Source organism: Bradyrhizobium sp. USDA 4451, assembly GCF_054822585.1.
Genome location: NZ_JBTRCH010000001.1, coordinates 6,892,740 through 6,911,141, shown reverse-complemented (window position 1 = coordinate 6,911,141; position 18,402 = coordinate 6,892,740). Strand labels below are relative to the sequence as shown.

The 18,402-nt window shown below is 65.1% G+C and carries 21 protein-coding genes; 13 read left to right on the top strand and 8 right to left on the bottom strand.

Features of this window, described 5'->3' with window-relative positions:
* Nucleotides 1-6: 6 nt before the first annotated feature.
* From msrB to ACVMB0_RS32430, 4 genes are all read left to right on the top strand, one after another.
* The gene (msrB, locus tag ACVMB0_RS32445; RefSeq protein WP_461348807.1) at nucleotides 7-522 is read left to right on the top strand and encodes a peptide-methionine (R)-S-oxide reductase MsrB; all 516 of its coding nucleotides are present in this window, start codon (nucleotides 7-9) and stop codon (nucleotides 520-522) included.
* Nucleotides 523-745: 223 nt separating this feature from the next.
* Entirely contained in the window at nucleotides 746-2,578 is a 1,833-nt protein-coding gene (locus tag ACVMB0_RS32440) for a flagellar hook protein FlgE (RefSeq protein WP_456753812.1), read from the top strand.
* A gap of 46 nt (nucleotides 2,579-2,624) precedes the next feature.
* Nucleotides 2,625-4,502, top strand: coding sequence for a flagellar hook-associated protein FlgK (flgK, locus tag ACVMB0_RS32435; protein ID WP_456753813.1), 1,878 nt, complete (start codon nucleotides 2,625-2,627; stop codon nucleotides 4,500-4,502).
* Between the two features lie 7 nt (nucleotides 4,503-4,509).
* A complete protein-coding gene (locus ACVMB0_RS32430; RefSeq protein ID WP_461348806.1) occupies nucleotides 4,510-6,390 on the top strand; it encodes a flagellar protein in 1,881 nt (626 codons plus the stop codon).
* Nucleotides 6,391-6,464: 74 nt separating this feature from the next.
* Here the strand turns inward: ACVMB0_RS32430 and flbT are convergent, their stop codons facing one another.
* A complete protein-coding gene (gene flbT / locus ACVMB0_RS32425; protein ID WP_456753815.1) occupies nucleotides 6,465-6,884 on the bottom strand; it encodes a flagellar biosynthesis repressor FlbT in 420 nt (139 codons plus the stop codon).
* 363 nt (nucleotides 6,885-7,247) lie between these two features.
* Between flbT and ACVMB0_RS32420 the strand changes: the two genes are divergently transcribed.
* The 3 genes from ACVMB0_RS32420 to ACVMB0_RS32410 all read left to right on the top strand — a co-directional run bounded on the left by ACVMB0_RS32420 (nucleotide 7,248) and on the right by ACVMB0_RS32410 (nucleotide 9,383).
* Nucleotides 7,248-8,417: a flagellin N-terminal helical domain-containing protein gene (locus tag ACVMB0_RS32420; RefSeq protein ID WP_456753816.1), complete on the top strand. Its 1,170-nt coding sequence runs from the start codon at nucleotides 7,248-7,250 to the stop codon at nucleotides 8,415-8,417.
* Between the two features lie 206 nt (nucleotides 8,418-8,623).
* Nucleotides 8,624-8,989: a flagellar biosynthesis regulator FlaF gene (flaF, locus tag ACVMB0_RS32415; protein ID WP_456753817.1), complete on the top strand. Its 366-nt coding sequence runs from the start codon at nucleotides 8,624-8,626 to the stop codon at nucleotides 8,987-8,989.
* Nucleotides 8,990-9,017: 28 nt separating this feature from the next.
* Nucleotides 9,018-9,383, top strand: coding sequence for a hypothetical protein (locus tag ACVMB0_RS32410; protein ID WP_461348805.1), 366 nt, complete (start codon nucleotides 9,018-9,020; stop codon nucleotides 9,381-9,383).
* Between the two features lie 21 nt (nucleotides 9,384-9,404).
* On the opposite strand, the gene ACVMB0_RS32405 is transcribed toward ACVMB0_RS32410, so the two are convergent.
* The 4 genes from ACVMB0_RS32405 to ACVMB0_RS32390 form a co-directional block, all read right to left on the bottom strand.
* A complete protein-coding gene (locus ACVMB0_RS32405; protein ID WP_456753819.1) occupies nucleotides 9,405-9,791 on the bottom strand; it encodes a hypothetical protein in 387 nt (128 codons plus the stop codon).
* Nucleotides 9,792-9,953: 162 nt separating this feature from the next.
* Entirely contained in the window at nucleotides 9,954-10,451 is a 498-nt protein-coding gene (locus ACVMB0_RS32400) for a hypothetical protein (protein WP_461348804.1), read from the bottom strand.
* A 22-nt stretch (nucleotides 10,452-10,473) separates the two neighbouring features.
* Entirely contained in the window at nucleotides 10,474-10,830 is a 357-nt protein-coding gene (gene flgJ / locus ACVMB0_RS32395; protein ID WP_461348803.1) for a flagellar assembly peptidoglycan hydrolase FlgJ, read from the bottom strand.
* Nucleotides 10,830-11,954, bottom strand: coding sequence for a flagellar basal body P-ring protein FlgI (locus ACVMB0_RS32390; RefSeq protein ID WP_456753822.1), 1,125 nt, complete (start codon nucleotides 11,952-11,954; stop codon nucleotides 10,830-10,832). The genes flgJ and ACVMB0_RS32390 overlap by 1 nt, the downstream gene beginning before the upstream one ends.
* A 268-nt stretch (nucleotides 11,955-12,222) precedes the next feature.
* Between ACVMB0_RS32390 and ACVMB0_RS32385 the strand changes: the two genes are divergently transcribed.
* Entirely contained in the window at nucleotides 12,223-12,636 is a 414-nt protein-coding gene (locus tag ACVMB0_RS32385) for a flagellar assembly protein FliX (protein WP_456753823.1), read from the top strand.
* A gap of 41 nt (nucleotides 12,637-12,677) precedes the next feature.
* Here the strand turns inward: ACVMB0_RS32385 and ACVMB0_RS32380 are convergent, their stop codons facing one another.
* Nucleotides 12,678-13,064, bottom strand: a complete 387-nt coding sequence (locus ACVMB0_RS32380; RefSeq protein WP_456753824.1) for a winged helix-turn-helix transcriptional regulator — start codon at nucleotides 13,062-13,064, stop codon at nucleotides 12,678-12,680.
* A 103-nt stretch (nucleotides 13,065-13,167) separates the two neighbouring features.
* Here ACVMB0_RS32380 and ACVMB0_RS32375 point away from each other — a divergent pair, with 103 nt between their 5' ends.
* From ACVMB0_RS32375 to ACVMB0_RS32365, 3 genes are all read left to right on the top strand, one after another.
* Complete coding sequence (locus ACVMB0_RS32375; RefSeq protein ID WP_461348802.1) at nucleotides 13,168-13,779, top strand: NAD(P)-dependent oxidoreductase; 612 nt, start codon at nucleotides 13,168-13,170, stop codon at nucleotides 13,777-13,779.
* A 210-nt stretch (nucleotides 13,780-13,989) separates the two neighbouring features.
* A complete protein-coding gene (gene dksA, locus ACVMB0_RS32370) occupies nucleotides 13,990-14,355 on the top strand; it encodes an RNA polymerase-binding protein DksA (RefSeq protein WP_456753826.1) in 366 nt (121 codons plus the stop codon).
* Nucleotides 14,356-14,610: 255 nt separating this feature from the next.
* The gene (locus ACVMB0_RS32365; protein ID WP_461348801.1) at nucleotides 14,611-15,417 is read left to right on the top strand and encodes a phytanoyl-CoA dioxygenase family protein; all 807 of its coding nucleotides are present in this window, start codon (nucleotides 14,611-14,613) and stop codon (nucleotides 15,415-15,417) included.
* A gap of 30 nt (nucleotides 15,418-15,447) precedes the next feature.
* Here ACVMB0_RS32365 and ACVMB0_RS32360 read toward each other — a convergent pair whose 3' ends face one another.
* A complete protein-coding gene (locus ACVMB0_RS32360) occupies nucleotides 15,448-15,876 on the bottom strand; it encodes a winged helix-turn-helix transcriptional regulator (RefSeq protein WP_461348800.1) in 429 nt (142 codons plus the stop codon).
* 95 nt (nucleotides 15,877-15,971) lie between these two features.
* Between ACVMB0_RS32360 and ACVMB0_RS32355 the strand changes: the two genes are divergently transcribed.
* Both ACVMB0_RS32355 and ACVMB0_RS32350 read left to right on the top strand, forming a co-directional pair.
* On the top strand, nucleotides 15,972-17,000 hold the full coding sequence (locus ACVMB0_RS32355; protein WP_461348799.1) for an SDR family oxidoreductase: 1,029 nt from the start codon (nucleotides 15,972-15,974) through the stop codon (nucleotides 16,998-17,000).
* A 108-nt stretch (nucleotides 17,001-17,108) separates the two neighbouring features.
* The gene (locus ACVMB0_RS32350) at nucleotides 17,109-17,894 is read left to right on the top strand and encodes a 2-keto-4-pentenoate hydratase (RefSeq protein ID WP_461348798.1); all 786 of its coding nucleotides are present in this window, start codon (nucleotides 17,109-17,111) and stop codon (nucleotides 17,892-17,894) included.
* A 105-nt stretch (nucleotides 17,895-17,999) separates the two neighbouring features.
* On the opposite strand, the gene ACVMB0_RS32345 is transcribed toward ACVMB0_RS32350, so the two are convergent.
* Entirely contained in the window at nucleotides 18,000-18,395 is a 396-nt protein-coding gene (locus ACVMB0_RS32345; protein ID WP_461349751.1) for a ClpXP protease specificity-enhancing factor SspB, read from the bottom strand.
* Nucleotides 18,396-18,402: the final 7 nt, after the last annotated feature.

Genomic DNA, 18,402 nt, shown 5'->3' with positions numbered 1-18,402 from the left:
TGATTGATGATCGATCGCCGTATCCTGCTTGCTTCCGTCGCCAGCCTGCTGAGCTTCGCCGCCTTCCGCTGGCTGCGCGCCTCGCCGGCCGAGGCCTCTGATAACAAGGCCGCCGAGAAATTCGAGATCGAGAAGACCGACGCCGAGTGGAAGGCGCAGCTGACGCCGCAGCAATACGAGATCCTGCGCAACCAGGGTACCGAGCGGCCGGGATCGAGCCCGCTGCTCAAGGAGCACCGCAAGGGCACCTTCGCCTGCGCCGGCTGCGACCTGCCGTTGTTCTCGTCCGAGACCAAGTATGAGAGCGGCACCGGCTGGCCGAGCTTCTGGAAGCCGCTGGAGAATGCGGTCGGCACCACGTCGGACCGCACCTTCGGCATGGTGCGCACCGAGGTGCACTGCCGCCGTTGCGGCGGCCATCTCGGCCACGTGTTCGACGACGGCCCGAAGCCGACCGGACTGCGCTACTGCATGGACGGCTTTGCGCTGGTGTTTCACCCGACCGCGCCCTCGGCGACCTGACGAGTACCGCCATCTTGAGCCAGGGAGCGCGGGTCACGACAGCGCTCCGTCCCGGCAATTGTTGCCTGCCCGGCAATTGTGCCCCGGTTAAACGGCCGGGGCTTTTTTTTCAAGCGCATGATTTTGTTACGGTTCGTTTCCTGGCACGACCCTTGCGACGTGCTCCGCCGATGCGGCCACCTGCTGATTGCCAGCCGCCGGGATTAGAATTGGAGAACATGTCATGGGTATCTTCGGCGCACTTACGACCGCGGTCGGTGGCTTGCGCGCAGGGTCGTACGCGCTCGAGAACATCTCCGGCAACATCGCCAACTCGCAGACCACGGCCTTCAAGCGCATCGATACCTCCTTTCTCGATCTCGTCCCGCAGACCGCGTTGACCGCGCAGCTCGCCGGCGGCGTCACCGCGCAGTCGCGCTCGACCAACTCGGTGCAGGGCGACGTGCAGTCGGCCTCGGTCGCGACCTTCATGGCGATCAACGGCAACGGCTTCTTCGCGGTGCAGAAGCCCGGCAGCTTCACCGACGGTTCGCCGGTGTTCGACGGCGTCGACCGCTACACCCGCCGCGGCGATTTCCAGCTCAACAAGGACGGCTATCTGGTCAACGGCGCCGGCTACTATCTCGAGGGCGTGCCGATCGACCCGACCACCGGCAACCCCTCGGGCTCCTCGCCGCAGGTGCTGCGGTTCAAGAACGACTTCCTGCCGGCGCAGCAGACCACCAAGATCGACTATCGCGCCAACCTCGCATCCTATCCGCTGACCACCTCGCACGATACCTCGGTGCCCGGCTCCGAGCTGATCCGGCCGGGCGCGTTCAGCAGCGGACATAACCCGCTGGTGCTGGGCACGCCGGCCGCGCCCTATACCGATTCCTCCGTCACCGGCACCGCGCAGAACAACAAGGCGACGCCGTCGGTCGCCAACACCGCCGCGACCCTGCTGTCGGGCGCTGCGGGCACCGACTCGATCAATACCAATTTCAGCGCCGGCTCCGCCGGTCCGCCCGTGGTGCCGGCCGATACCATCACGGTCAACGGCACCGTCATCACCTTCGTGGCTTCGGGCGCGACCGGCAACCAGCTCAACGTCACCGACAGCATCGGAACGCTGCTCGCCAAGATCGACGCGATCACCGGCACCGCGACGCCATCGACCATCAGCGGCGGCAAGATCACCCTGCATTCCGGCACGTCGTCGGACCTCAACGTGACGAGCTCGAACTCGACGGCCCTCGCGGCGCTCGGCTTCACTGGCTCGGCGGTCGCGACCCGCGGCGGCGGCGGCACCGTCGGCACCGGCCAGGTGGTCGGCAACGACAACTCGACCTTCCTGAACGAATCCGTCTCGGGCGGCGCCGTCACCGCCTACGATGTCTCGGGCGCACCGGTGAACCTGCAATTCCGCTGGGCCAAGACCGACAGCTCCTCGCTGGGCGCCGGACATACCGATACCTGGAACCTGTTCTATCAGGTCGACCCCAACGCCACCGGCACGCAGGTCTCCTGGCAGAACGCCAACGTCAACTTCACGTTCGCCTCGAACGGTCAGATGTCGCCGGCGATCTCGTCGGTCACCCTCAACAATGCCGTCGTCAACGGCGTCTCGCTCGGCAACCCCGTGATCAATTTCGGCTCCGGCGGCGTGACCCAGTTCGCGGATGCCAATGGCAACGTCCAGGTCAACCAGATCCAGCAGGACGGCTTTCCGGCCGGCCAGCTGCAATCGGTCAGCGTCTCGACCAACGGCCGCATCGTCGGCAACTACACCAACGGCCGCAACATCGACCTCGCGGAAATTTCGGTCGCGACCTTCAACGGCACCAACTTCCTCAAGCGCATCGACGGCGGCGCGTTCGAGGCGACCGACGAATCCGGCGCGGCGCTGTTCGGCAAGGCCGGCACCATCGTCGGTTCGTCGCTCGAGAGCTCGAACACCGACATTGCGGACGAGTTCACCAAGCTAATCGTGACTCAGCAGGCCTATTCGGCCAACACCAAGGTGATCACGACGACCAATTCGATGGTGCAGGACCTCCTGAACGTGGTGCGCTGAGCGCATCATTGATGCAGGCGTTAAGCAGTAAAGGCGAGTACAGACCATGGGTTTGAGCCAAGCCCTTTCCACCGCGATGTCGGGCCTGCGCGCCACGCAGGCCTCGCTCTCGCTCGTCTCCTCGAACGTCGCCAACGCGGAGACGCCCGGCTACGTCAGGAAGACGCTGAACCAGACCGCCGGCACCACCGGCCAGTTCGGCTCGAGCGTCCTGATCACCGGCGTCAACCGCCAGCTCGACGAATTCCTGCAGACCCAGCTTCGCACCGAGACGTCGGGTGCCGCCTATGCCGACGTCCGCTCGCAATTCCTGGCCAATCTGCAGGGCGTGTACGGCAATCCCGACACCACCGGTACCATCGAGGATGCCTACAACAAATTCCTGACCGCGCTGCAGGGGCTGTCGACCAGTCCGGACTCGCAGTCGGCGCGCATCGGTGTCGTCAACGCCGCGCAATCGATGGCGCAGCAGCTCAATGCGACCTCGCAGGGCATCCAGACGCTGCGCGCCAATGCCGAAGCCGGCATCAGCGACTCCATCAACACCGCCAACAATGCGATGCAGCAGATCGCGCGCCTCAATGTGCAGCTGGCGGCCAATAGCGGCGCGACCGATGCGTCGACTGCGGCGTTGCTCGATCAGCGCGATCGCTACGTCACGCAGCTTTCGCAGCTGATGGACATCCGCACCGTCACCAACGGCCAGAACCAGGTGTCAGTGTTCACCAATTCCGGCGTGCAGCTGGTCGGCACCGAGGCGGCGACGCTCAGCTTCAATGCCCAGGGCACGATGACGCCCAACACGCTGTACAACACCGACCCGACCAAGAGCACCGTCGGCACCATCACCATCACGTTCCCGCATGGTGGCACCTACGACATGGTGTCGACCAACTCGATCCGCTCCGGCAAGATCGCGGCCTATCTCGAGCTGCGCGACAACACGCTGGCGCAGGCCCAGACCCAGATCGACCAGTTCGCCGCCGCGATGTCGAGCGCGCTGTCGGACAAGACCACCGCGGGGACGGCGGCCACGGCGGGGGCGCAGTCCGGCTTCGACCTCGATCTTTCGGGGCTGCAGAACGGTAACACCATCCACGTCTCCTACAAAGACAACACCACCGGGCTGACGCACAATCTGTCGATCATCCGCGTCGACGATCCGAGCGTGCTGCCGCTGAGCAATACCGCGACCGTCGATCCGAACGACGAGGTGCTGGGCGTGGATTTCTCCGGCGGCATGAGCTCGGTGCTGGCACAGCTCAACGGAGCGCTCGGCGGAACCGGCCTGCAATTCTCCAATCCCTCGGGATCGACGCTGCGCGTGCTTGACGACGGCGCCGCCAACAAGGCCGACGTGACCGCAGCCTCGGTCACCTCGACGGTCTCGTCGCTGACGTCAGGCGATCCGCAGCTGCCGCTGTTCACCGACAATGGCGGGCTCTACACCGGTGCGATCACCGCGAACGGCACCCAGTCGACCGGCCTTGCTGCACGGATCAGCGTCAACACCGCGCTGGTCGGCGATCCCTCGCGCATGGTCGTGTACTCGACCAATCCGCAGACCCCGGCCGGCGACACCACGCGCGCCAACCTCATCCTGAACCAGCTGTCGAACGCATCGTACAGCTATTCGCCGCAGACCGGCCTCGGCACGTCGGGCGCGCCGTTCACCGGCACGCTGCTGAACTTTGCCAAGCAGTTCATCAGCCAGCAGGGCGAATCGGCGACCGCCGCCAAGCAACTGGCCGACGGTCAGGACGTCGTGCTGAATACGCTGCAAACCAAGATGGACTCGACCTCCGGCGTCAACATGGACGAGGAGATGGCGCATCTGCTCTCGCTGCAGAACGCCTATTCGGCCAATGCGCGCGTGATGTCGTCGATCAAGCAGATGTACGACGCGCTGCTGCAGCTCACGTGAGGGTAACATGTCGATCGACGGCGTAAGCGGCAGAACATCCTATATCGGCACCACGATCCTCAACCTGCGCAGTCAGCTCAACGACCTGACGACGCAACTCGCGACCGGCAAGGTCTCGACGACCTATGCGGGGCAGGGGCTTGATCGCGGCTTCGCGCTCAGCCTGCGCGCCCAGATCAGCAGCATCAACGCGTTCTCCGACACTGCCACCAATCTCAACACGCGTCTGAATGTCGCCAACCTCACCTTGCAGGGGTTGTCCGATGTCGGCACCCAGGTGAAGAACGCGGCGACCACGGCGACGCTGACGCTTAACAACAATGGCCAGACCTCGGGCCAGATCACGGCGCAGGCCGCCTTTGCCAACGCAGTCGCGATGCTGAACAGCCAGTCCGGCGACCGCTATTTGTTCTCCGGCCGCGCGATGGATACGCCAGCCACGGTCCCCGCCGACACGATGTTGAAGGGCACGGCAACCCAGGCCGGTCTCACCCAACTCATCAATGAGCGCAAGCAGGCCGATCAGGGCGCCAATTTGATGGGGCGCCTGAGCGTCTCGTCGCCGCCGGCGACCACGACGGTGACCAGCGTCGCCGAGGACGGCTCGCCGTTCGGGCTGAAGCTGCTGTCGGTGCAATCGTCATTGACCGGCGCTACCGTGACGCAGCCGACCGGCACGCCGAAATCCGCCTCGGTCGATCTCGGCGCCGTCAATCCGAAGGATGGCGACAAGATCACGTTCAATTTCACGCTGCCCGACGGTACCACCGATGCGATCGAGCTGACGGCGACGACGACGAACCCGCCGCCGGCCGGCTCGTTCCTGATCGGCGTCGACACCACGGCGACGACGGCCAACTTGCAGTCGACGCTGACCTCCTCGATCAAGACGTTGAGCGACACCTCGCTGGTCGCAGCCTCCGCGGTGGCAGCGTCCAACAACTTCTTCAATCCGGTCGCGACCGTCTCAGGCGCCGCCGTCAACAACCACAACACGCCGCCGGCGCCGATCTCAGGCGCCACGGCGCTTTCGGGCGCGGCAGGCACCGACTCGCTGTCGACGGGCTTCGCGGCCGGTGACACCATCACGGTGAACGGCACCCCGATCACCTTCGTGGCTTCGGGCGCCACCGGCAACCAGGTCAACATCACCGACAGCGTGCAGACGCTGATGGCGAAGATCGACCAGATCAGCGGCACCAAGAACCCATCGACCATCAGCAATGGCGTGATCACCTTGCACGGCGCCGACGGCGAGAGCCTCTCGATCTCGAGCTCGAATACCGCTGCGCTCGGCGCGCTCGGCATCGCCAACAACACCACCGCGGCCCCGGCGCCGCTCAGGGTCGGCGGACCGCCGTTCGACACCGCCACCAGCCTGGTCGCGGGCACGCCCGACAACACCGTCTACTGGTACACCGGCGAGAACGGCCCGGGATCGGCGCGCGGCACCGCGGTCGCGCAGGTCGATCAATCGATCACCGTGCAATATGGCGCCCGCGCCAACGAGCAGGCGTTCCGCTATCTGCTGCAGAACGTCGCGGTGTATGCTGCGGTCACCACCAATGCCAGTAACCCGAATGCGAGCGCGCAGGTGACGGCGCTGGCGCAGCGCGTCAGCGGGAATCTTGCCCCGCAGAACGGCCAGCAGCAGATCCAGGATGTGCAGGCCGAGTTCGCCGGCGCGCAGACCGCGACCAAGGCCGCCACCGATCGCCAGACCCAGCTCAAGGGCATGGCGGAGACGATGCTGGACTCGGTCGAAGGCGTCAATCAGGACGAGGTCGCGACCAAGATCCTGGCGCTGCAGACCAGCCTGCAGGCGTCGTACCAGACGACGTCGATGCTGTATCAGACCACGCTGCTGAAATATCTGCCGATCAGCTGATCGCGCACCGCCCATCTCCAGCCAGCAAAAAGGCCTCCTCGCGGAGGCCTTTTTCGATGCGACGAGCGGATGCGCTACGCGCTCTTGCGGGTCTCATCCTGAGTGGCGCGCGCGCTTTCCAGCAGCTTCTCCTCATGCGCGATCAGCTTCTTGGATTCCTTCAGCGCGTGATAGAGGTCGCCGTTGAGGATGAAGTTGTTGACGCTCTCGATGAACGGCCAGGCGCTCGGCATCGCGGTGATGATGTCGCGCACCAGGCTGAAATAGGTCGGGTGGTGCGCCATCGGGTCCGGCGACAGATACATCAGCTGCACCGCGAGATAGATCAGCTTCGCCGGGGTGTCTGCGGTCTCCGGCGTCAGGATATCCTTCTCGCGCAGGATCGGGATGCGGTCGCCGTCGATCAGCAGGCGGGCGCGCTGATCGGTGTTGGTGATCACGCAATTGCCGACGATGATGCGCTCGTTCGGTTTGAGTTCGACCTTCAGGGCCATGACCGTTCTCCTTTGCCGGCAGTCGCGCGATGTCGCAGCTAGCGGAACATGTTCGGCGCTGCTTAGCAGCCGCCGTCGCGGCCCGGGGCCGATGCGACAGCGATCCTTTCCCATGATGGTTAATGCTTGGTGAACAAGGGGCGGGCGCAGGGATCGGCTTGCGGCCGGAATCGGTAGTTCTCTCAGTCGTTTTCGCGGCGAATCTCGCCTGATGGCGACAATTTTATTCTTCTGCATTTGTCTCAAATGCGGTTCCGAAGATTTCTGTTTCCTTCGCGGGCTTGAACGCAGGATCGGCCATCCGCCCGATCAGAAAGGATCGGCGCGGCATTTTCCTCAGTTTCACACCAGAAAGGTATGAAAATGTCCGATATCATTCTCTCGTCCTCCGTTCGCCAGAACCTCCTCTCCCTCCAGTCCACCGCCGATCTGCTCTCCACCACGCAGAACCGCCTTGCCACCGGCAAGAAGGTCAACACGGCGCTCGACAACCCGACCAACTTCTTCACCGCACAGTCGCTCGACAACCGCGCCAGCGACATCAACAACCTGCTCGACGGCATCGGCAACGGTGTGCAGGTGCTGCAGGCTGCCAACACCGGCATCACCTCGCTGCAGAAGCTGGTCGATTCCGCGAAGTCGATTGCCAACCAGGTGCTGCAGAGCCCGACGGGCTACACCACCAGGTCGCAGGTCACCTCGACCGCGGCGCTCGGCGGCACGGCGGCCAACCTGGTCGACGGCACCACGATCAAGAGCGGCGACGTGCTGGCGATCGCGGCTTCGGCCGGTCAGCCCGCCTTCAGCTTCACCTTCGGTGCGAGCAGCTCGCTGGCGCAGCTGAACACGGCGCTGTCGGCCAGCAACCTGACGGCGAGCCTTGACAGCTCCAACAAGCTCGTCATCACCACGACCAATGACGCGGCGTCCTCGACGATCGGTGCGACGACCTTCACCAACACCGGCGGCGGCACCGCAACGTTCAGCGCAGCCGGGACCGCTCCGGTTGCCGACTCCGCCTCGCAGTCGGCGCGCGCGGCGCTGGTGCAGCAGTACAACAACACCATCTCGCAGATCACGACCACGGCGCAGGATGCGTCGTTCAACGGCATCAACCTGCTGAACGGCGACAGCCTGAAGCTGACCTTCAACGAGACCGGCAAGTCCACGCTGAGCATCACCGGCGTGACCTTCAGCGCTTCCGGCCTCGGTCTGAAGTCGCTGACCGCCGGCACCGACTTCCTCGACAACAACTCGGCGAACAGCGTGATCGCCTCGCTGAGTTCGGCGAGCTCAGCGTTGCGCAGCGAAGCCTCGACGCTGGGTTCGAACCTCTCGATCGTGCAGATCCGTCAGGATTTCTCCAAGAACCTGATCAACGTGCTGCAGACCGGTTCGTCGAATCTGACGCTGGCCGACACCAACGAGGAAGCGGCCAACAGCCAGGCGCTGTCGACCCGCCAGTCGATCGCGGTCTCCGCGCTCGCGCTCGCCAACCAGAGCCAGCAGAGCGTGCTGCAGCTGCTCCGCTAAGCGCAACGACAAGCTCTTCAGGAACGGCGGGGGAAACCCCGCCGTTTTTGTTTGTCTCCGGGATATTACGGTATCTTTCCGCATCGTCAGAATGACGCATTTCGTAACGGCTGCTAACCATATTTAAAGGCGGCGGATGCATAAATATCGGGCGCTAGAATTGCGTCTCCGCGGCTCGAGAAATCCGCATCCCACCGAGGTCATTAATGTCGAATGCAGCCCAGGCCTACGCCCGTACGTCCACGACGACGGCGTCCCCACGTGAAATCGAAGCGCAGGCGCTCCTGAAGGCGGCCCGTCAGCTGCAGGAAGTCCAGACCAATTGGAACGGTGCCGACAAGGCGCTCGATCATGCATTGCTGTTCAACCGCCGGCTGTGGTCGATATTCCTCAGCGCGGCGCAGGGCGACGACAATCCGCAGCCACTCGAGGTGCGGCAGAACATCGCCAACATCGGCGTGTTCGTGATGAAGCAGACCGTCGACATCCAGATGAATCCGGACCCGGCGAAGCTGAAGTCGCTGATCGACATCAACTGCAATCTCGCCGCCGGCCTCTCCGGCCGCGCCTGATCGACCGGTTCGCGCGGGAGGCCTCGACATGGCCGACGTATTGAGCATCCTGTCGGCCAACTACAAGGCTGCCGGCCTGACGGTTCCGTCAAAGACGCCCTATGTGGCCGTCGATCCGAAACTCTATGAGGGCAGCTGGAGCGGCAAGTACGCCAACAACAAGTCGTTCTGCATCTCGGTGTCGAACGTCGATGGCTTCCGCGCCAAGGTGCACTACCAGAGCGACGGCACCAGCAAGTATCAGGACGTGCTGATCAAGGACGGCGCGTTCCGGATCGGCGATACCAAGTTCTCGCTGGTGCAGCAGGGGACGGCGCTGATCGCCAATGTCGTCACCGATCCGGCCACCGGATCGACCTATCTCGACAAGGCCTACGCCACGCAGAAGACCTGAGGTTACGTTGGTTCGCGCGTTCTAAGCGCGGCGGTCGGTCGCGTTGGCGCGCGTCGGCGCGTCCTTGCTGAGATCGAGCGTGTGGAAATAGGCGCGGCGGCGCAAGACGGCTTCTTCCGGAAACTGCCTCACCACCAGGTTGGTACGATTGTCGACCACCTGATAGACCACAGCGCGCGCGTCGCGGTCGATGATGACCTGGTCGGTGACAGATGGAGCCTGGTTCGAAAGCGACGCATTGGCGGCATTGGGGTCGATTGTGACGCGCACGCTCGGCTCCGGAGCGGTGACGCTCTGGCTCGCGGGCAATTCGGTCTTCACTGCCTTCTGCGCCGTATCGCTCACGGGAGTGATCATCGGCGCTGCGACCGGTGCCCCCACCGGCTTGATGTTGAAATCTGTACTCATGGCAGCCTCGTAGTGCACAGGCACTCGTTTGCTTGAGTCAAATCCCAACCCCTCACGATCCGCAACTCTACGGGGAACCTCTCAATAGGGTGTTAGAAAACACGCTGAACGGCGCGCTGCCGCCGCCGCGCCGAATTGAGCTAAATTGTCGGCGTATGCGCGTCAGAGCGTGCGGCTGACCGCGATCGGCGTCATGTTGCGCGGGCCCGGCGCTGCGCGCTGGCCGTTCGCGGTGTAGGTGTTCGGGATGTTGCGCCGCTGCACCTCGGCATTGACGCCGCGCACGATGCCTTCGGAGACCGCATGCGCGGTCGCAAGCACGGTCAGATTGACCTGCAGCATGGCGCGGAACGTCTCGTGATGCCGCCGCAGCGTCGCCAGCAGTTCGGGATCGCTCTGCGCCAGCATCTTCTGCATCGATTTCAGGTGCTCGACCGCCAGCATGTAGCGCCGCGACAGTTCCGACTTCTGCGCCTCGAGCCGCATGCCCTCGCGGATCTTGCCGGCGCGGACGAATTCGGTTTCCTGCTCGACGACGGCGAGCAGCCCGCTCATCACGTCGGTCAGCTCGTTGGCGAGCCGGGCGACGTCGGGCGGCGTCGACGTCGCGCCCCGCGCGGCGGGGGCGGACGCTGGCCGGTGCTGTGGACGCTGGTTCATCGCGCTGCTCCTTGAAACCGAATTAGCTCTTGCCCGCCTGCTGCAGGATCAGCGAGCGGAACACTTCGTTGGAAATGCCGACGCCGCCGGCCTTGGCGAAGTTCTTCGAATATTCGTCGGTCAGCATCGAGCGCCACGGGCCGGTGCCGACCGTGTCGCCGTAGGGGCCTTCGCCCTTCAGGCCGGTGGTCATCTGCGAGAACATCGAGTTCAGGAACATCGATTCGAAATCGGTGGCGGTCGTCTTCGCCTTGGCGAGCTGCTGCGGCGTCACCTTCTTGATCGCGTCCTGCAGCACCGGATCGGGGCGGCCGTTGAACATCGGCATCAAGGCCTTGTTCGGCATGCTGCCGGTGGTGCTGTTGATCAGGCTCGCCATCACATCACCTCGATGTCGGCTTCGATGGCGCCGGCGGCCTTGATCGCCTGCAGGATGCTGATCAGGTCGCGCGGTCCGATGCCGAGGCCGTTGAGGCCGTCGACGAGCTGCTGCAGCGACACGCCGTTTCTGACGAGCGCAAATTTCTTGCCGTCCTCGCTGACGCCGACGCTGGTGCGCGGTGTCACGACCGTTCGGCCGCGCGACAGCGGATTGGGCTGGCTGACCTGCGGGGCTTCCGAGATCGTGACGGTGAGGTTGCCCTGGGCCACCGCGACCGTCGCGACGCGCACGTCGCGGCCCATCACGATGATGCCGGAGCGCTCGTCGATCACGATCTTCGCGACGAGATCGGGGTCGACCTGCAACTGCTCGATCTCGGTCAGGAAGGCAACGACGTTGCCCTTGAACTCCGGTGGGATCGAAAGCTGGACGGTGGAAGGATCGATCGGCTCGGCGGTCTTGACCCCGAGATAGTCGTTGACCGCGGCCGCAATCCGCTTCGCGGTGGTGAAGTCGGCGTTGCGCAGCGCGAGCCGCACATTCGGCAGGCGATTGAGCGCGAATTCGATCTCGCGCTCGATGATGGCGCCGTTGGCGATCCGGCCGACCGTCGGTACGCCGCGCACCACGCTGGCGGCGGCGCCTTCGGCTGCGAAGCCTGCGACCGCGACCGATCCCTGTGCCACTGCGTAGACATTGCCGTCGGCGCCGAGCAGGGGGGTGACGAGCAGGGTGCCGCCCTGCAGGTTCTTGGCGTCACCGAGCGCGGAGACGGTGACGTCCATCCGCGTGCCCTGGGTTCCGAACGCCGGCAGGTTGCCGGTGACCATCACGGCGGCGACGTTGCCGGTGCGGATGGTGGCGCCGCGAATGTTGACGCCCATGCGCTCGAGCATCGCTTGCAGCGATTGCTTGGTGAAGGGGATGTTGTTGAGCGTATCGCCGGTGCCGTTGAGGCCGACCACGAGGCCGTAGCCGATCAACTGGTTCTGACGCACGCCCTCGATATTGGCGAGATCCTTGATCCGCGACGTCGCGGCCGCCGGCATGACGGAAGCCGCCAGCGCCAGCAACGCGGCGCAGGCCACTCCGACCAGATTTGCGATGCGGATGCCGGGCATCCCGATGCTCCCCTCGAACTTCAACGCGCGGACCGCGCGACACTCCCATGACGGCGATCCGCCATTAACCATGCGAGCTGCGTGCCACCTCGTTTCGTCGGGGCAATGTATTGATATATTTATCGAAATTGTCGGGTCGCCGTTCGGCTTGGGTTGGCCAGGCAGCGCGAAACTGCCGTGTGGGCTGCAGAAATTGCCGGGTCGTTTACGTGTCGTTAACCATAAAACGGCGATGCTCGGCCCATTCAGGCCTGCGGGATCACTTAAGATGCGCATCTACGGACCGAACGGCACCACGCTTGGCACGTCGACCAGCTCGACGCGGCGCACCTCGGGAAGCGGCTTCGCGCTGCCGGATGCGACCACCGCGCAGGAGGAGGTCCGCTCCACCACCGCGCCGAAGGCCGCCGCCAGCCTCGATGCGTTGCTCGCGCTGCAGGGCGTCGAGGACCCGACCGAACGCCGCAAGCGCTCGGTCGCCCGCGGCAAGGGCGCGCTCGACGTGCTCGACGCGCTCAAGCTCGGATTGCTGTCCGGCAATTTCGATTCCTCCACCGTGAACCGGCTGCGCGACGCCGCCGCGAGCCTGAAGGAATCCTCCGGCGATCCCGGCCTCGATGCCGTGCTGAGCGAGATCGAATTGCGCGTCGAAGTCGAACTCGCCAAGGCCGGGCAATACTAGGCTCCTTTCGATCACCCAACTTCTCTCGAGCCCTTAGCGCCTCACGCCGCCAGTGCCTTGCGCTGCGTGTCGTAGCGGCGCTGCGCGGCCAACACCTCCTTCAGATTCTGCTCGGCCCAGTCGCGCAGCGGATCGACTGCTTCGGCGAGCGTCAGCCCGAGCGGCGTGATCGAATACTCCACGGTGACCGGAACGGTTGCGATCGCGCGGCGGCGCAGCAGCCCGTCGCGCTCCAGGCTCTTCAACACCTGCGACAGCATCTTCTGCGAGATGCCCTCGATGGCGCGGCGCAACTGGTTGAAGCGCATCGGCTCGCTGCGCAACAGCAGCAGGATCAGCACCGCCCATTTGTCGCCGACCCGGTCGAGGATCTGGCGCGTCGGGCAATTGGCGGCATAGGCGTCCGGCTTCAGGCTGGCGGCTTTCATCGGGGTTACTCCGGCGTAATCAGGTGAGACAAGAGTGCCTTCTTCACACCTACATCCATTTCGCTATCTAGTCACCATTGGAAACTATCAATCGGAGACAAGAATGAAGATCGCCATCGCCGGTGCGTCCGGCCAGGCCGGCTCGCGCCTCACGGCGGAACTGGCCCGCCGCGGCCATGCCGTCACCGCCATCGCCCGCAACCCGGAGAAGATCGCGGCGCTGCCGAACGTCACGGCCAAGAAGGGCGACGTGAACGACCAGGCCGGATTGGCGGCGCTGTGGGCCGGCCATGATGCCGCGATCAGTTCCGTCCATTTCTCGGTCTCTGACCCGCTCAAGCTGATCGGGGCAGCCAAGGCGTCCGGGGTCGGCCGCTATCTCGTGGTCGGCGGCGCCGGCAGCCTCGAGGTGGCGCCCGGCGTCCGCCTGGTGACCACCCCGAACTTCCCGGCCCAGTACAAGGCCGAAGCGACCAAAGGGGCCGAATTCCTCGATCTGCTGCGCCAGGAAAAGGACTTGAACTGGACCTTTTTGTCGCCCTCGGCGCTGTTCGTGCCGGGCGAGCGGACCGGCAAGTTCCGCCTCGGCACCGACCGGCTCCTGACCGCGGCCGACGGGAAAAGCTCGATCTCGTTCGAGGATTTCGCAGTCGCACTCGCCGACGAAATCGAGCGCCCGGCCCATATCCGGCAGCGCTTTACGGTCGGCTATTAAGGGGGAGGGGCGGCCCCCGGGCAGGGCGGATAAGTTTGCCTGTGCAAGGCCTTGGGGGCACCCCGGCTTTCGCGGTGGCAGATATTGTCTGTCACATGGCGTGGCTATATAAGGCGCCGCGCAGAGGGGTTTTGTTCCCTCCGCCAGACAGGGACATGGCTGCCTTTGGAAAAGCTGAAGAACTACCGGCCGACTGAAAAAGAGCCTTTCATGAATGAGCGGCAGCGCGAATATTTCCGCGCCAAGCTGCTGGCCTGGAAGGACGAGATCCTCCGCGAATCGAAGATCACGCTGCAGACGTTGCAGGAAGAGAACGTCAACCACCCCGACCTCGCGGACCGAGCTTCCTCGGAAACCGACCGCGCGATCGAACTCCGTGCCCGCGATCGTCAGCGCAAGCTGATCTCCAAGATCGACGCGGCGCTCCAGCGCATCGAAGACAACACCTACGGCTATTGCGAAGAGACCGGCGACCCGATCTCGCTGAAGCGGCTCGAAGCCCGTCCGATCGCGACGCTGTCGGTCGAGGCGCAGGAACGCCACGAGAAGCGCGAGAAGGTCTATCGCGACGAATAGTGGCGGGTGACCACCACCGATTGATCCCGGCGCGCACCGGTTGTAGGTTCGCGCCGCCATGATGACACGCATTCTCGACATCGCCTCGGTGTTCTTCCTGGGCTGATCTGGTTTCCGCAAGGAAACACGCTTCCACCGCGAAGCGCTGATCGTCCCCCTGAGCTTGGGCTCGCGGGATTCCAGTGAACCGAATGAACCGGCCAGGTTCCGCGCAGCGCGGACCATCGATGGCTGGCGACAGCTTGAGAGACCATCATGACCGATCGAGACGACGCGCGCGCGCTGAGCGGCGCGCAAATCGAGCAATTCATCGAACAGGGCTTTGTCAGGATCGACAACGCCTTTCCCCGCGAACTCGCCGATGCCGGCCGTGCCATCATGTGGCGCGACCTGCCGTGCAGCGAGCACGATGCTTCGAGCTGGACCCAGCCGGTGATCCGCTTGCCGGGATATGGCGGCACGCCGTTCCGCGAGGCGATCAACACGCCGGTGCTGTATCGCGCCTTCGACCAGATCGTCGGTCCCGGCCGCTGGTCTCCGCGGCACAACATCGGGACCTTCCCGGTGCGTTTCCCGCATCCGGATGATCCGGGCGATGCCGGCTGGCATGTCGACGTCAGCTTCCCCGGCGACGATTGCGATCCGGACGAGCGGAGCGATTTCTCCGCTTGGCGGGTCAACGTCAACTCGCACGGCCGCGCGCTGCTGATGCTGTTCCTGTTCTCCGATGTCGGCGAGGACGATGCGCCGACCCGGATCAGGGTCGGCTCGCATGTTCCGATGGCGCGCTACCTCGCACCGGCGGGCGAGGCGGGACGCGCGCGCATGGACCTCGCGCAGATGGGCGCCGATTGCGAGCTCGCACTGGCGACGGGGGAGGCCGGCACCGTCTATTTGTGCCATCCGTTCCTGGTGCACGCCGCGCAAATCCATCGGGGCAAGCGGCCGCGCTTCATGGCGCAGCCCGCGCTCAGCCCCGGTGAGCCGTATCGGCTCACGCGTGACGATGGTGCCTACTCGCCGGTCGAGATCGCGATCCGTCAGGCGCTCGACATGGGTTGACCGCGTACCGTTCCGAAGGCGAGACGACATTCAGGCCAATCCGGCCCCGAGTGTCGTCTCGCTTGCCTCCGTCTGACGGCGCGGGCCGTAGGTCTTCGACCACACCAGCAATTCGCGGAACGCCGGCGTCAGGCTCCAGGCCGAATCCGTCAGCTCGTATGCGACCTGCAGCGGCTTCTCGGTGAGCACCTTGCGCGCCACCAGGCCGTCGCGCTCGAGCTCGCGCAGCTGCGCGGTCAGCATGTGCTGGGTGATCGGCACCAGCGCGCGGCGCAGCGCGCCGAACCGTACGCCACCATGCATCAGCGTGAACAGGATCTCGAGCTTCCATTTGCCCCCGAGCGCGCGGATCGCGTGCTTGAACTCGATCAAAAGGCTCGGGTCGGTCGGGCAGCTCTCGCATTCACTGCCGTCACACAGTTCGCTGGTATTGTTTTCCATACCGGTCTCGAATTTCATTCTACTTGTCCAACGTCAGATAGTGACCAGATGCGGGCTGTGCAGGGTGGGCGGCGCAATGTCCGGTCCCGCCGAACCATCAGGAGGGCGAGGACATGAGCACGGTTTTGGTCACGGGCGGTTCGGGTTTCATCGGCGTGCATACCATCCTGCAACTGCTCGCCGACGGGCATGCGGTGCGAACCACGGTGCGCAATCCGGATCGCAGCAAGGACGTGATCGCGATGCTGCGCGAAGGCGGCGCGCTGACGGCCGACCGGGTCGGCTTCCTCACCGCCGACCTGCTGCGCGATGACGGCTGGCGCGAGGCGGCCGCAGGATGCGATTACGTGCTGCATGTCGCATCGCCGCTTGGCGCTCACGTGCCGGAGGACGAGAACGAGCTGATCGTGCCGGCACGGGAAGGCACGCTGCGGGTGCTGCGCGCGGCGCGCGATGCCGGCGTCAAACGCGTCGTCGTCACATCGTCGTTCGCGGCGATCGGCTATGGCCATCCGCCGCAAGCCAAACCGTTCGATGAGACCGTGTGGTCCAATCTGGCTGGCCCCGACGTGCAGGCCTATCCGAAATCCAAGACGCTGGCCGAGCGCGCCGCTTGGGATTTCATCGCCCGCGAAGGAGGTGGCCTCGAGCTTGCGGTGGTCAATCCGACCGCGGTGTTCGGCCCCGCGCTCGGTGCCGATTTCTCGGAGTCGATCGGCATCATCAAGGCGCTGCTCGACGGCGCGATGCCGGCGGTGCCGCGGATCCATTTCGGCCTGGTCGACGTGCGCGATGTCGCCGACCTGCATCTGCGCGCCATGACATCGCCCAAGGCCAAGGGCGAACGGTTCCTCGCGGTCGCCGGCGAGACCATGTCGGTGTTGCAGGTCGCCCGGCTGCTGCGCAGAAAGCTCGGCAGCAAGGCGCGGCGGGTGCCGCGGTTCCAGGCGCCGGACTGGATGATGCGGCTGGCCGCGCGGCGCAATCCGTTGGCCCGCGCGGCGCTGCCATTGCTCGGCAAAGTGCGCCGCTCGACCAGCGCCAAGGCGCAAAGTCTGCTCGGCTGGCGGCCGCGCGGCAATGAGGAGATGCTGGTCGCCACCGCCGAGAGCCTGATCAGGCTGGGTCTGGTCAAGGCCTGACGGCGGCTCCCGCCCAGCGTGCTTGCCAGACGCGTCGGCGAGTGCTGAATTGCCGTGAGCAGACGCTGGCGCCAACGCGCCGCCGAGAACATCAGGGAGGCTGCGCAGATGGATCGGGTCCTCGCGGCCGCAAAGGCGATCGCCAACGCGCGCCGCAACCGTACGCCGCTCAAGGCGCTTCCGAAAGACGTCGTGCCGCTCGACGAGGCCGAAGGCTATCAGGTGCAGTACGCGCTGCACGATCTGTTGCAGCCGCAGGTCGGCAGCCTTGTCGGCTACAAGATCGGCTGCACCAGCGCGGTGATGCAGGAGTACATCAACATTCCGCATCCCTGCGGCGGCGGCATATTCGAGAAAGTGGTGCATGACAGCGGCGTGCGGCTGCCGGCAGCCGACTTCGTCCATGTCGGCGTCGAGTGCGAGATCGCGGTGCGGCTGGCGCGCAACCTGGCGCCGAGCGAAGCGCCGTTCACCGCCGAATGGGTGGCGGAGGCGATCGAGGCCTATCATCCCGCGATCGAGATCGTCGACGACCGCTACGTCAAATGGGAGACGCTGGGCGCGCCGACATTGATCGCCGACGACTTCTTCGCTGCCGGCTGCGTGCTCGGCGAAGCCGTGCCGCGCATCACTGTGCCCGATCTGCGCGCGGTCAGCGGGCGCGCGATCGTCAACGGCAAGGAGGAAGGGCGCGGCACCGGCGCCGACGTGCTCGGCCATCCCCACAACGCGCTCGCCTGGCTCGCCAATCATCTCGCCACCGAGGGCCGCGGCCTGCATGCCGGCCAGATCGTGATGACCGGCAGCCTGGTCAAGACGATCTGGCTGAAGGCGGGCGATGCGGTCGTGATGGAGCTCGACGGCCTCGGCAGGGTGGAAGCGACGTTCACGTGATATCCACAGGAGGATGTCGTCCCTGCTTTCGCAGGGACGACACGGAATGTGCGGAGCGACGTTCACCTGACTTCCCATATTTACATGTCGAGCAGTCACGACTCCTTAAGGCCCAGCCGCGCACATCCGAACGGTGCCGTCCCACAACGCGCTGACCGCGTCGAACGGCACGGTCACCCTGGCATATTTGCGCTTGAACCAGACGCCGACCTCGAAGCCGTCCTCGGTCACCACGAGGCGATCGAACTCGTGCTGCAGGATGATGGTGATCTCCTCGGGGTATCTCTCGACCACGGCGGCGGGCAGTTTCACGCCGCGCGCCCTGGTCGCGAAGGTGATGTTGACCGGCCGGTCCTCCGCGGCGCGGCGCAGCGACGCCGTCATCTCGATCCGCTTCGCCGCGGTGTTGCACGGCTCGGCGCCGGCATGCGCCGTCAATGACGCCGCCAGCAGCAGCACTCCCGCGATCCCGGCGCACCGGCGCCACATCCGCTTCTCCATGTCGCTC